The organism is Octadecabacter sp. R77987 (assembly GCF_042466115.1).
Taxonomy (GTDB): domain Bacteria; phylum Pseudomonadota; class Alphaproteobacteria; order Rhodobacterales; family Rhodobacteraceae; genus SW4.
Genome location: NZ_JAXHBQ010000001.1, coordinates 907,104 through 920,710, shown reverse-complemented (window position 1 = coordinate 920,710; position 13,607 = coordinate 907,104). Strand labels below are relative to the sequence as shown.

The 13,607-nt window shown below is 61.8% G+C and carries 12 protein-coding genes; 7 read left to right on the top strand and 5 right to left on the bottom strand.

Going from position 1 to position 13,607, the window contains the following annotated elements:
- The first annotated feature begins 187 nt into the window (after nt 1-187).
- From SJY21_RS04650 to SJY21_RS04625, 6 genes are read left to right on the top strand one after another with little or no spacing between them, the layout of a single operon-like run.
- Nucleotides 188-1,195 (top strand): 3-oxoacyl-ACP synthase III family protein, encoded by a 1,008-nt coding sequence (locus tag SJY21_RS04650; protein ID WP_377506880.1) that lies wholly within the window; start codon nt 188-190, stop codon nt 1,193-1,195.
- Complete coding sequence (locus SJY21_RS04645) at nt 1,195-2,154, top strand: NAD-dependent epimerase/dehydratase family protein (RefSeq protein WP_377506877.1); 960 nt, start codon at nt 1,195-1,197, stop codon at nt 2,152-2,154. The genes SJY21_RS04650 and SJY21_RS04645 overlap by 1 nt, the downstream gene beginning before the upstream one ends.
- On the top strand, nt 2,151-2,957 hold the full coding sequence (locus SJY21_RS04640; protein ID WP_377506874.1) for an MBL fold metallo-hydrolase: 807 nt from the start codon (nt 2,151-2,153) through the stop codon (nt 2,955-2,957). Before SJY21_RS04645 ends, SJY21_RS04640 begins: the two co-directional genes overlap by 4 nt.
- Nucleotides 2,957-4,189: a CoF synthetase gene (locus SJY21_RS04635; RefSeq protein ID WP_377506871.1), complete on the top strand. Its 1,233-nt coding sequence runs from the start codon at nt 2,957-2,959 to the stop codon at nt 4,187-4,189. The genes SJY21_RS04640 and SJY21_RS04635 overlap by 1 nt, the downstream gene beginning before the upstream one ends.
- A complete protein-coding gene (locus tag SJY21_RS04630; RefSeq protein WP_377506868.1) occupies nt 4,189-5,292 on the top strand; it encodes a GNAT family N-acetyltransferase in 1,104 nt (367 codons plus the stop codon). Before SJY21_RS04635 ends, SJY21_RS04630 begins: the two co-directional genes overlap by 1 nt.
- The gene (locus tag SJY21_RS04625) at nt 5,289-6,260 is read left to right on the top strand and encodes a Rieske 2Fe-2S domain-containing protein (protein WP_377506865.1); all 972 of its coding nucleotides are present in this window, start codon (nt 5,289-5,291) and stop codon (nt 6,258-6,260) included. Before SJY21_RS04630 ends, SJY21_RS04625 begins: the two co-directional genes overlap by 4 nt.
- Here SJY21_RS04625 and SJY21_RS04620 read toward each other — a convergent pair.
- The 5 genes from SJY21_RS04620 to SJY21_RS04600 all read right to left on the bottom strand — a co-directional run bounded on the left by SJY21_RS04620 (nt 6,245) and on the right by SJY21_RS04600 (nt 12,392).
- A complete protein-coding gene (locus tag SJY21_RS04620) occupies nt 6,245-7,381 on the bottom strand; it encodes a hypothetical protein (protein WP_377506863.1) in 1,137 nt (378 codons plus the stop codon). The genes SJY21_RS04625 and SJY21_RS04620 overlap by 16 nt on opposite strands.
- Nucleotides 7,382-7,390: 9 nt before the next feature.
- On the bottom strand, nt 7,391-8,821 hold the full coding sequence (locus SJY21_RS04615) for an aldehyde dehydrogenase family protein (RefSeq protein ID WP_377506860.1): 1,431 nt from the start codon (nt 8,819-8,821) through the stop codon (nt 7,391-7,393).
- Nucleotides 8,822-8,831: 10 nt separating this feature from the next.
- Nucleotides 8,832-10,139, bottom strand: coding sequence for an NAD(P)/FAD-dependent oxidoreductase (locus SJY21_RS04610; protein WP_377506857.1), 1,308 nt, complete (start codon nt 10,137-10,139; stop codon nt 8,832-8,834).
- Entirely contained in the window at nt 10,140-11,534 is a 1,395-nt protein-coding gene (locus SJY21_RS04605; RefSeq protein WP_377506854.1) for an aspartate aminotransferase family protein, read from the bottom strand.
- A 141-nt stretch (nt 11,535-11,675) separates the two neighbouring features.
- A complete protein-coding gene (locus SJY21_RS04600) occupies nt 11,676-12,392 on the bottom strand; it encodes a GntR family transcriptional regulator (RefSeq protein WP_377506851.1) in 717 nt (238 codons plus the stop codon).
- A 98-nt stretch (nt 12,393-12,490) separates the two neighbouring features.
- Between SJY21_RS04600 and SJY21_RS04595 the strand changes: the two genes are divergently transcribed.
- Nucleotides 12,491-13,576, top strand: a complete 1,086-nt coding sequence (locus tag SJY21_RS04595) for a polyamine ABC transporter substrate-binding protein (RefSeq protein ID WP_377506848.1) — start codon at nt 12,491-12,493, stop codon at nt 13,574-13,576.
- Nucleotides 13,577-13,607 lie beyond the last annotated feature (31 nt).

The window sequence follows — 13,607 nt, the reverse complement described above, 5'->3', positions numbered from 1 at the left end:
ATTTCAGTCCTGTTAGCGCGTCACATTAGGGGAATCCAGCCGCTTTGCCCATGAAAATCCGCGATATGACACCGGATTTGCGCACAACATTAAGCATTGAAAAGAGGGGATAATTACTTTTGAACCTTGTTCAAGGTATGGAAAGCCGCTATTTGAACGGGATGCGGGGCGCAATAGCTTGCCCCGAATGAACCAACGACCGGAAAGCGCCGATATGCAGATCAAGATTGCAGGAACAGGGCGGGCATTGCCACACAAGGCAGTTCCATCATCCGCTTGGGACGCGCGCCTTGGATTGGAAAGCGGCCACCTTGAAACGGCGACAGGCGTGGCCATGCGCCATGTCTGCGAAGGCGAAAGCCAGGTTGATCTGGCTGTCACGGCCTGCACAAACGCACTGGCCAATGCTGGCCTGACGGCCAGCGAGGTCGGGTTGGTGATCGGGGCGCAGGCCGTGCCCTATCAACCAATTCCCGCAACAGCCCCGCTGGTGATGCAGCGCCTGGGTTTTGCGGACGGTCAGGCGGCGGGGTTCGATGTGAACGCAACCTGCCTCAGCTTTGTCACGGCGCTTGAACAGGCTGCGATGGCGGTGGACACGGGGCGCGTGTCAGCCGCGCTGGTGTTTTCATCCGAAATCGCATCGCGTGCGCTGCCTTGGGACAGCCAGCCGGAAATCGCCGCTCTGTTTGGCGACGGGGCAGGCGCGGCTGTGATCACCCGCGCCGATGCGGGTGGTGTTGTCGCGACCCTGATGCGCACGTTTCCAAGCGGCTATGACGACTGTGCGATCGGGGCGGGCGGCACACGGTTCGATTTTCACGAAACGCCGGATGAATTCGCGGCCCATGCGCGTTTCCAGATGGATGGCCGCAGGTTGTTCCGGCTCACGTCGGTGCATTTCCGCGGCTTTGTCGATGATTTGCTGGCGCGGGCCGGTTGGGGCGTGGATGACGTGGACCTGATCGTGCCCCATCAGGCCAGCCCCTTTGCGCTGGGCCACATGATCCGTCAAACGGGGTTTGCGGCTGACCGTGTCGTCAATATCGCCGCCGAAGTTGGCAACCAGATTGCCGCCTCGATCCCTTTTGGGCTGGATGTTGCCCGGCGTGACGGGCGGATGCGCGGCAAGGTTTTGTTGCTGGGCACATCTGCGGGAGTGTCGTTTGGCGGCCTCGCGCTTGAGGTTGCATAATGGATCGGGTTCTGGTCACGGGGGCGACGGGGTTTCTGGGTGGTGCGCTGCTGGCGCGACTGTCCCAATCGGGTACCCCTGCGGTCGGGATCGGGCGAGATCCCGACCGGATCGCCGCCTTGCGCAACCTTGGGTTTCAGATGGTCGCCCATGACATTTCGCAGCCCCTTTCCGACATTCCCGACATTGACGCAGTCGTACATTGCGCCGCCCTGTCTGCGCCATTCGGTCGCCGACAGGCCTTTGTCGCTGCGAATGTGACGGGCACGCAAAACATTGCCGATTTCGCCGCCGCGCGCGGGATTGAACGGGTGGTGCATATCTCCTCGCCGACCGTGGGGTTTGCTTTTGCCGATCAGCTGGATCAACGCGAGGATGCGCCGCTGCCGCCCCCCGTGAACCACTACGCCGCGACCAAGGCGGCGGGCGAAACACTGATCCGAAGGCATCTGCCAAAGGCCGTGATCCTGCGCCCGCGCGGCATTTACGGCGCGGGCGACACGGCGTTGTTGCCACGGGTCTTGCGCGCAGCCAAGGCGCGCCCCTTGCCGTTGTTTCGTGACGGTGCGGCGCGCATTGATCTGACTCATGTGGATGACGTGGTGAGTGCCATTCTGGCCGCATTGGATGCACCCGATGCGCAAGGCACCACGCTGAATGTGTCAGGCGGCGAGGTGATTGCAGTGCGCGATATCGTTGATCAAGCCTGCGCGCGGGCTGGCATAACGCCGCGTTGGCGCGCGGCAAGGCTGTGGCCGATGATGCAGGCGGCGCGGTTGATCGAGGGGGTCGCGCACCTGCGCAGCACCCCGCGCGAACCGCTTGTTACACGCTATGGTTTGGGCCTGTTCGCCTATGCGCAAAGTCTGGATATTTCAGCGGCAAGGCGTGTCATGGGTTGGCAACCCCAGGTGACCTTCGCCCAAGGGTTGGATCGCACTTTCGGGGAAGGCGCATGATAACTCCGCGGTTCTTCAACGCGGCCATGGTGCCTGCGAACCGGCGGTTCGTGCAGGCGGGCGCGCACTTTGCGCGCCTGCGCCTGCCGGTCCGTTGGGGGCTGTTCCAGCATCCTGTCGCAGGCTGGGTGATGATCGACACAGGCTATACGCCCGCCGCTGTCAGCGCGCAGGGCAGGTCACTGGGTTTGCGCGCCTATGGGGCCGCTTTGCGCCCGCAGCTCTTGGCCACGGGGCAACCTGATGCGGTCCTCGCGCGCCTTGGCTTGCGGCCTGCTGACATCGGGCTGGTCATTGTCACGCATTTCCACGCTGATCATGTGTCGGGCCTGCGCGATTTTCCGCAGGCGCGGTTCATTGCAGCTTATGGCGCTGTGCGCGCACGCGGCTACCTTGCGAATATGCGCCACGGGGTGTTTGCGGAACTCCTGCCACCGGATTTTGATGCGCGGATGGCGGACGTGGCTGGGCTTGAAGTGATTGAACGCGCCGGTGTCAGGGGCGGCGATATGTTTGGTGACGGCAGCGTTTTGACGGTTCCGTTGCCAGGGCATGCCAAGGGCCATTTCGGTCTGTTGTTTCCCGATCTTGAGCGCCCGTTTCTTTATGCTGTTGATGCGGCATGGGTGCGCGCGGCGATCATGCAAGACGCCGCCCCCGGCTTTCCGGCGCGTCTGATTTCGGATGACCATGCTGCGGGGCTTGAAACCGCGCGGCGCTTGCGTGATTTTGTGGCGCAGGGGGGCGAATTTGGCCTGTGTCATGACCCGGCACCGATGCTTTATGACGGCCCGGCACAGTGATGTTGCGTCATGCCATATCGGCCTTTGTGCAAACCCGCTGGGTGTCGCGCCGCCGGTCGCGCGGGGCGTTTGTGCGCTGGCAGGATCATGCGGTTGCACGCTGGATGTCACGCGATGTGCGCCGCGTGAAGTTCTATGAGCAAGCTACTGATTTCGCGTCCCTTCCGGTGATCGACAAGGCAACCGTCATGGGCGATTTCGCCGCGTTCAACACTGTGGGACTTGATGCCGGTCAGGGTTGGAAAATCGTCAAGGGCGCGCCTGCGCCCAAGGGTCTGATCGTTGGCGCCAGCACCGGCACCAGCGGCAATCGCGGGCTGTTTGTGATCTCGGAAGTCGAAAGTTTTCGCTGGCTTGGCACGCTGCTGGCCAAGGCCATGCCGGATATGTTGTGGCGGCGTCAGCGCGTGGCGATTGTCCTGCCGCAAACCACCACGCTTTACGACAGTGCGCGCCGTTCTGGCCGGATTGATCTGCGGTTCTTTGCGCTAAGCGAAGGGCCGGATGCTTGGCGCGCGCAGATCGAAAGTTTCGCTCCGACGGTCATTGTCGCGCCGCCGAAAATCCTGCGACATTTTGCCGAAACCGGCTTTGCGCTTGCACCGCGCCGGGTTTTCGCCGCTGCCGAAACCCTTGATCCGCCTGACAGGCCGGTGATCGAGGCCGCGTTCGGCCCCCTGCGCCAGATCTACATGGCGACCGAAGGGTTGCTGGGGGTCAGCTGTGCCCACGGCACCCTGCATCTGGCCGAGGACAGCACCAAGTTCGAATTTGAATCGGTAGGTGATGGGCTGGTCAGCCCCCTGATCACCACGTTTCGCCGCACCACGCAGATCATGGCGCGCTACCGGATGAACGATTTGTTGCGCCTTGCAGATCGCCCGTGCCCCTGTGGTTCGCCCCTGCAAGCGGTCGCTGAAATCGTCGGGCGGATGGATGATGTGTTTCGCTTTGACGGCGGGGTGATCGTCACGCCGGATGTGTTGCGCAATGCGGCGCTGAACGCGGATCGCCGCATAGATGATTTCCGGCTGGTGCAACGGGGCGGCACGGTGGTTCTGACCCTGCGTGATGAACTGGATGATCGTGCCGCTGCGGCTGCGTTGACGGCGGTGTGCGACCTGCTGGATGCGCGCGGCACAGGCGTGCAGGTCAGGCTGGAACGTGGCCCGCTGCCGCTTGATCCTGTGCGCAAGCTGCGCCGCGTGGAACGCATCAAGGGGGCGGCATAATGGACCGTGTGGCCAATGATGCAGCCAAGGTGACGGCCCTTGTGGATATGTTCAACAGTGCGCCCAACCGCGACCTGATCCGCAATCTGGTGGTGTCGATGTCAGCCGAGGACATCGGCGGGCGTTGCTTTCCGGTCAGCCATAATGATCGCGGGTCGGCGACCTGTTATATCAACTGCCCCAGCACGGCTTATATCGCCTATGCCATTGATGAAACGCGCAATTTCATGTCTGCACCGCTGGTGCAAACCGGTGTCGTGGGCTTGATCCGTGCGTGCGCGCCGTTGGTGCGCGCCAGCGGGTTGGACCATCAGGTGCAGGTGAACAACTGGCTTTACTCAACCAATCCGGTGCCGTTGATTGATCGCACTTTGGCGGCGGAAATTCGTGATGCAATGGTGGCGCGGAACCCGACCCGCGCGGTGGTGATCCGCTCGCTCAATGACATCGCCGATGGGGCCAGCATTGCGGCGCTGCGCAGTGAAGGGTTCATCATGCTGCCCGCCCGCCAGCTTTATATCTTTCCAGCCGATGGCGGCACACAAAAGATGCAAAACAACATGAAGGCCGACCGCACTTTGCTGCGCAAAACGCCCTATCATCTGGCCGAGGATGGCAGTTTCACCAGCACCGATTACGCCCGCGCCGAGCAGCTTTATAACATGCTCTACCTTGACAAATACACGCCCCTGAACCCGCAATACACCGCCCGCTATCTGGCGGATATGCACGCCCGCGGGATCCTGCAACTGCGTGGGTTGCGCGATGATAAGGGCAGGCTTGTCGCGGTGACGGGGCTGTTTGAAAACGGCCGCACGCTGACCCAGCCGATTGTCGGATATGACACCACGCTGACCCTGCGCGCCGGGCTTTACCGGATGGTCATGGCCATGGCGCAGGATCACGCGATTGCGCGGGGGTTGTTTTTCAACATGAGTGCGGGGGCGGGCGCGTTCAAACGCCGCCGTGGTGCCATGCCGGCCATCGAATACAGTGCCGTTTATGCGCGCCATTTGCCCCGCCGCCAACGTGCCGCAATCCGCGCGATGCAGGGCATTCTGGCGGGTATCGGTATCCCCCTTTTGAAAAGGTTCGAGCTATGAGCGATCACTGGCAAGCGGTTGCGCTGTCGCGCGATGTAACCACGAAACCCCTGCGCGTGATGCTGGACGGCGCACCAATTGTGCTGTTTCGCGGGGATGATGGGTTGGCTGCCATGACCGACCGATGCCCGCACCGTCTGGTGGAACTGTCCAAGGGGCGCGTGGTGAATGGCGAGATCGAGTGCCCCTATCACGGCTGGCGTTTTGGCGGGGACGGGCAGTGCACCGCGATCCCCGGACACTTGGGTGATACGCCACGTTACCGCGTGAAAACCTATCGTGTGGTCGAGGCCGAAGGCGCGATTTTCGTCAGCGCTGGCGCGCCTGCCGATCCGCCCTATACCCACGCAATGGCAGGTCAGGATGTGATTGTGCGCAGAGTGCGCAGTTCCACGCAATCGACACTGATTGACGCGGCTGAAAACATTCTGGACGCCACCCATACACACTACACCCACAAGGGATTGCTGCGCGGGCTGTCATCGAAACGGCAAGTGGTCGATGTGGCCGTGCAGGGCGGCGAAGGCTGGGTCGAGGCCGTTTATACCGGCGAGGATAAACAGCAGGGGGCCGTGTCGAAATTGCTGGAAGGGCAGCGGGTCAAAACCGTAGGCCGCTATCGCCATCCCGGCATCGCCGAGCTGGAATACTGGGGGCCCAAGGGGCTGGCGCTGGCGACCACGTTTCACCTGCGTCAAGTCGATGCGCGCACCGTCGAAGGGGTCGGGTTTCTGGTCGGCCCGCGCGGGGGGCTGCTGGATTACCTCAAGGCGTTGGCGTTCCGGCCCATGTTCAAACTGGCGCTGGAACAGGACCGTCGTGTGCTGCGATCCGCCAGTGACAATGCCGCCCTTTCGCCGGATGCACGCGCGGTTGTCGGGCCGCTGGATTTCCTGCGCAACGACATCGCCGCAATCATCGACGGGCGGTTGCCAGCCCCGCCCAGCACCCATCAGATCGCACTTTGATCGGGTCCGTTCCATTCGATATCGCGGGTCGATGCGGCTTGCAGGCTGATCCGGTCGCGCAAGGCAATCGCGATGATCTCCGCAAAGGCACGCCATTGCCCGCGCGAGGGGGCCGGGTCGCCTTTCCACGCAAGGAAATTGTCAGCGGCACGCAGGTCGCGCCAGAAATGGCGTAGGGTGCCGGGGCGCAACCCGTAAACCCACATGGCCAGTGGCAGGGTCTGCGACGAGGTCACATCAGGCGCGATCGGTATCCCATCCATTGCGCCAAGGAAGCCCTTGGGATCACGAAAGAAATGCACCCCGCTGGTCGCGCGCGGATTGCATTCAAGGGGCAGGGCCATGCCATCGGCGGTGCGGATGAAATCAAACGATATCTGCCCGTGCCAGCCCGTTTTAGCCACATAGGTCTGCACGAAATTCCGCACCGCCGGATCATCAACAGGGCGCAGGTATATTCCCGCCCCCTGACCCGCGCGGTAAGGCGTTGTGTATTGTGAGAGTGCCGTCAGCTTGCCATCCACGGCCGCGGCGTAGGCACAGATTTCCTGCCCAGAAACAAAGGCTTGGGCGACCCAGGGCGCGGCGGGCGTGGGGGTGATTGCGTCCAGTGCGCGCGCTTTTGGGCGGATCAGAACTTGCGAGGCAAAGCGCGACCAGACGGGTTTGAAAACGAAATCCCCTGCCACATCGCGCAGGGCGACCAATTCATCGCGCGACCGGATCAAATGGGTGTCGGGCACGTCCAGCCCCTTGGCCGCGGCCTGCCTCACAAAGGTATATTTGTCATGGGCATCGCGCAGACGGTCCATCGGTGGGGCAAAAAGCGGGCAGGGCATCTGTTCCCAGATCTGGGCCAGATAAAACACCTCCTCGCAAGTCGGGATTACCAACTTGATGCCTTCCTGCGCAATCAGATCACGCAGTGCTGCCGTGTAGCCTGCCAGATCAAAACGCGGTGCGGGCAGCTGCACGTAGCGCGCGCAAGCGACACTGCGCGCCGCAAAGGGATGCGCAAGGCTGTCGGCCAAGATCACGCGCTGGCCCGCATCATGTAGCAGGCGCGCAAGATGCAAGGCCGTGGGCGCGCGGGCGCCGGTGATCAGAACAGTGTGGTTCATGCCCCCACCTTAGGGACGCGACACCGCCTTGACCTCAAGAAAATCATGGATGCCGTGGGCACCGCCCTCGCGACCGATCCCTGACATCTTGTAGCCGCCAAACGGGCTGCCCCAGTTGATGTCCGACCCGTTGATATGCACCATGCCCGCGCGCAGCCGCGCGGCAACCCGCGTGGCACGATCAGGGTCGCCGGTCTGCACATAGGCGGACAGACCATAGGGCGTGTCGTTGGCGATCTTGATGGCGTCGTCTTCATCCGCAAAGGGGATCATCGCCAGCACGGGGCCGAACACTTCCTCGCGCGCGATCACCATGTCGTTGGTCACATCGCTGAAGATCGTCGGGCGGGTATAGTGGCCGATGTTGAACCCTTCGGGCTTGCCCAAGCCGCCAACCAGCAGGGTTGCACCATCGTCGATGCCTGCCTGTATCAGCGTTTGCACGCGGTCGTATTGCAACTGGCTGACCTGCGGGCCGATATGGTCGCCTGCCTTGTCCGGCGTGTCGACCTTTTGTGCCGCGCCTGCGTCCCGCGCAACTTCCACGGCGCGATCATAGACCGTGCGTTCCACCAGCATACGGGTCGGGGCGTTGCAGGACTGTCCGGTGTTCTGGAAACAGGCGGTGATGCCTTCGCGCACGGCCGTGTCCACGTCAGCATCGGCAAAAATCAGGTTGGGGGATTTGCCGCCCAATTCAAGACTGACGCGTTTCACGGTCGCGGCCGCATCGCGGCTGACGGCGGTGCCGCCCCGCGTCGATCCGGTGAACGACATCATGTCAACGCCTTCGTGGCGCGACAGGGCCGCGCCCACAACCGGGCCTTCGCCGTTCACAAGGTTGAACACGCCCTTGGGCACGCCTGCTTCTTCCAGCACTTCGGCATAGAGCATCGCATCCAATGGTGTCAGCTCGCTGGGTTTCAGCACCATCGTGCAGCCTGCGGCCAGCGCGGGCAGCACCTTGAGGACGATCTGGTTGATCGGCCAGTTCCACGGGGTGATAAGGCCACAAACACCCACGGCCTCGTGCAGCAGGGTGTCGCCATTGGGGCTGACCTCGGAAAACTCCATCCGTTTCAGCGCGTCCAGCACCCCGTCCAGATGGCCGAGACCGACACCCGCTTGCGACCCGTGCGCCAGATCGCGGGGCGCGCCCATTTCGGCGCTGATCAGATCGCCGAATTCGCTGATCCTGCGCTTGTAAACCGCGCGGATAGATTCCAGCAGGGCGATGCGATCATCCTTGCTGGTGCGCGAAAACCCGTCAAAGGCCGCGCGCGCCGCGGCAACAGCGTTGTCCACGTCCGCCTCGCTGCCCATGGAAATCATCGCCAGCACATCAAGGTTTGCGGGGTTTTCGACGGGAAAGTCGTTGGGTGCGACGGGATCGACCCATGCGCCGTTGATGTAGAAATGTCGTTTGTCTTGGATGGTCATGCCAGCCTCCTTAGAACCTGTCGCGTAAACTATACCACAGCATTGCCGCCACCAGCAGGGGGGCGCGCAGGGCCATGCCGCCGGGGAACCGCTGTGTCGGGACATCGGCCATCAGATCGAACTGTTCGGCCTGTCCCTGCATCGCCAATGCGGCCAGTTTCCCGCCCAAGGTTGCCATGGCAACACCGTGGCCGCTATAGCCGCTGGCGGTCAGGATATTGCCGTGCAGGCGCGCAAAATGCGGCATCCGGTTCATGGTGATCCCAAGGGTGCCGCCCCAGGCATAGTCGATCTTGACGTCGCGCAGCTGCGGGTAAATCTGCGTCATCGGCTTGCGAACCAGCGCGGCAATGTCGCGCGGGAACTTGTAGCCATAACTTTCGCCGCCGCCAAACAGCATCCGGCGATCTTCGGACAGGCGGAAATAGTTGATCACGAATTTGCTGTCGCCCACGGCGTGATTGTCGCGGATTAGCCCGCGCGCGGTGGTTTCGTCCAAGGGTTCGGTCGCGGCGATGAAATTGTTGATCGGCATGACGCGCGCGGCCACTTGGCCATCCAGCCCGCCCAGATAACCATTACAGGCCAACAGAACATGATCGGCGCTGATCACGGCATCGGTGCTGGTGACGGTTGCAGGGGCGCCCTGTGTCACGCCTGTTACCTTGGTGTTTTCGTAAATCCGCACGCCCGCATCCACGCAGGCCCGCGCCAGCCCCAAGGCATAGCGCAAGGGGTGCAAATGCCCGCCGCCCATGTCCAAAGCGCCGCCATGATAGGCGGGCGATCCGACCAGTTCGCGCAGTTCATCGCGCTCCAGCGCGCGGATCTGGTCATAGCCGTATTCGGTGTTCAACTTGTCCACATAGGCGTGGGTGTGGGGCACGTATCGGGCGCGATGATCGGCCTCGATGATGCCGCTGGTCCAGCCGCAATCCATTTTGTGCGTGTCGATCAGGTCGCGCACCAGCGCCACGGAATCCAGTGATAAATCCCAAAGCGCTCGCGCACGGTCCTTGCCGACCATGCCTTCCAGATCGTCCTGACCCACACGCTGGCCCACGCCGACCTGCCCGCCATTGCGCCCCGATGCGCCAAAGCCGACGCGGTGTGCGTCAAGCAGTGCCACATCAAATCCGGCCTGCGCCAGATGCAGCGCCGCCGACAGCCCCGTGAACCCGGCACCAACAACGCAAACGTCCGCGCGCAACGCACCCTTGGCCGCGTCAAACGGGGGCAGGGGCGTGGCGGTAGCCGCGTAATAGGACGCGGGGTATTCCCCCTGCCGGTCGTTGGCTGTCAGGATATCAAGCGCCATTCAGCCCGCCACGTTCATACCATGGGCCTTGATCTCGGCGTAGGTTTTATCAAGCGCAATCACCGCGCGGTCGATCAGGGTATTCACCTCGTCGCGGGTGATGACCAACGGCGGGGAAATGATCATCCGATCACCCACATGACGCATGACCAACCCACCGTTAAAGCAATGTTCACGACAGATATACCCGACAGTGCCAGCATCCGTGGCAAAGGGCGCGCGGTTTGCCTTGTCAGGCGTGAGGGCGATTGACCCCATCATGCCGACAATGCGGGCCTCGCCCACCATCGGATGATCGGCCAATGCCTCCCACTTGGATTTCAGATAGGGGCCGATGTCGTCACGCACGTAATCGACAATCTTTTCTTCCTCAAGGATGCGCAGGTTTTCTAGCGCAACAGCGGCGGCAACCGGATGGCCGGAATAGGTATAGCCGTGGTTGAAATCACCGACATTGGCGATGGCATCGGCGATATGATCGGCGACAAGCGATCCGCCAATCGGCTGATAGCCCGACGACAGCCCCTTGGCGATCGTCATGATGTCGGGGCGAATGCCCATTGTCTGGCTGCCAAACCAACGGCCCGTGCGCCCGAAACCGCAAATCACCTCGTCGGCGATCAGCAGGATGTCGTGGGCATCACAGATACGCTGGATTTCGGGCCAGTAGGTTTCGGGCGGGACAATCACACCACCCGCACCCTGCACCGGTTCGGCGATAAAGGCGGCGACATTGTCTTCGCCCAGATCGTGGATGGCCTTTTCCAACTGGCGGGCGCGTTCCAGCCCGAAGTCTTCGGGGGACATGTCACCGCCCTCGCTATACCAGTTGGGCTGGTCGATGTGATGGACACCGGACACGACGCCGCCCTGCGCGTGCATCCCCGACATGCCGCCAAGGCTGGACGCGCCGAGGGTCGATCCGTGATAGCCGTTGTGACGCGCGATGATCGTCTGTTTCGTTGGCTTGCCCATCACCTGCCAGTAGTGGCGCACAAGGCGGATGTTCGTGTCGTTTGCTTCGGATCCTGATCCGGCGAAAAAGACGTTGTTGATGTGGTCCGGTGCCAGTTCTGCCAGTTTCGTGGACAGGGCAATCGCGGGCACATGGGTCGTTTGGAAAAACGTGTTGTAGTAGGGCAGTTCGCGCATCTGGCGGGCGGCGGCCTCGGCCAGTTCGTCGCGGCCATAGCCGACATTGACGCACCACAGGCCCGCCATGGCGTCCAGCATCTGGTTGCCTTCGCTATCGGTCAGCGTCACGCCCTTGGCCTGCGTGATCACCCGCGCGCCCTTGGTGGCCAGTTCACCATTATCGGTAAAGGGGTGCATGTGGTGGGCGGCGTCCAGCGCCTGAAGTTCGGCAGTGGGCATGTGGTTGGTGATCATGTTCATCGCAATCCCTTTCTGATGTATCGGCGCATCGTGATTTGATCACGTCTGGCAGGGTGCAGATTTCACGTCACACCGCGCGCGTCCGGCAATTTGGAGCGATGATATGGGTTGGTCGGGTGCTGTCAATGAAATTTGATCAAATTATTGCGCAGAAAGGTCCGCGCGAATATGTTCGTGGCCTTGCGCGATGTCGGCGGCGATGGCGGCTGCCACACCTGCCGGGTTTCCCGCGCGCATCTCGTGAAGCGCGGCGTCGTGCATGTCGGGCAGGTTCTGCGTGCCGATTCGCCCGCAGACCACCCGCAGGGAAGGTCCGACCCGCAGCCAAAGGCCCGCTGCCATGCCCGCCAGAATCTGCGCATCGGCCGCATCGTAAAGCACGCTGTGAAAGGTGTGATTGTGTTCCAGATAGCCACGGATATCGCCCTGCTGGATGGCGCTGTTCAAGGCGGTGTCAATCTGTGTCAGCTGGTCGATCAGACCCTTGGTCATCTGCGCCGTGGCCAAGGCTGCCAGATGTGGTTCGATCTGCGCGCGCGCAAATGACAGCTGGTCCAACTGCCCCAGATCAAGAACGGGCACCGCAATTCGCCTGTTTCCCTTGGCTTCCAGTGCGCCCTCGGCCGTCAAGCGGCGGATTGCTTCGCGCACCGGCGTGATGCCCGTGCCAAGGCTGGCAACAAGGCCCTGGATGGTGACGGGTTGGCCCGGTGCAAGCTCTCCGAACAGAACCATATCGCGCAGGGCGCGGTAGGTCAGTTCATGAGCGGGCGGGTTCGCCTTGGTGGCTTCGGATTGGTCTTTCATCGGCGTGCTGAAATCCTGTGCATGGGTCTGCGCTTTGGTGCGGGCGGCCAAACTGCCTAAACAACGATATTGCATTATGGTGCCAAATTTGATCACATTTGCAAAGTGAAAGGGCACAAGCCCCTCGGAATCTCAACGGGAGAACCACAATGAACAAGTATATGCTGTCGATCGCGGCCACTGCGGTTATCGCTGCCGGTGCAGTCAGCGCCGAAGAAGTGCGCGTCTATAACTGGTCCGATTACATCGACGAAGAATTGCTGACCCAGTTCGAGGAAGAAACCGGTATCGACCTGATCTATGACGTGTTTGATTCGAACGAAGTGCTTGAAACCAAGATGCTTGCGGGCGGGTCGGGGTATGACATCGTTGTGCCATCGGGCACATTCCTGCAACGCCAGATCACCGCCGGTGCCTTTCAGCCGCTTGATTACGACATGCTGCCAAATTCGGGCAACCTGTGGGACGTCATTCAGGCGCGCACCGACCAGTATGACCCCGGCAACCTGTATGCGATCAACTACATGTGGGGCACGACCGGCCTTGGCGTGAACATCGGCAAGGTGACCGAAGCGCTTGGTGAAGATGCCCCCATGGATTCGCTCTCGCTGATCTTTGATCCGGCCAATATGGAAAAGCTGGCCGATTGCGGCGTTCATTTCCTTGATGCGCCTGTCGAACTTGTCCCTGCCGCGCTGGCCTATATCGGTGAAGACCCCGACAGCCAGGACCCTGATGTGATCGCGCTGGCCGAACCGGTGCTGGCCGCCGTGCAGCCCTATGTGACCAAATTCCACAGCTCGGAATACATCAACGCACTGGCCAATGGTGACATCTGCGTCGCTTTCGGCTGGTCCGGTGACATCCTGCAAGCCCGTGATCGCGCCGCCGAGGCCGAGAATGGCGTGGAAATCGCTTATAATGCGCCGACCGAAGGGGCGCTGATGTGGTTTGACATGATGGCCATTCCGGCGGATGCGCCAAACCCCGAAGGCGCACACAAGTTCCTTGATTTCATCATGGATGCGCAGAACATGGCAGCCGCGTCGAACTATGTTTACTACGCCAACGGCAACTTTGCCTCGCAGGAGTTTCTGGTCGAGGACGTGATTGGCGACACGGCAATCTATCCTGACGCGGCAACGCTGGAAAACCTTTATACGACACGCCCCTATGATGCGCGCGTGCAGCGCGTGGTCACACGGATGTGGACACGCATCAAGTCAGGCACCTAAACTGACCCTGGCCCGGACCAACTGCTGGTCC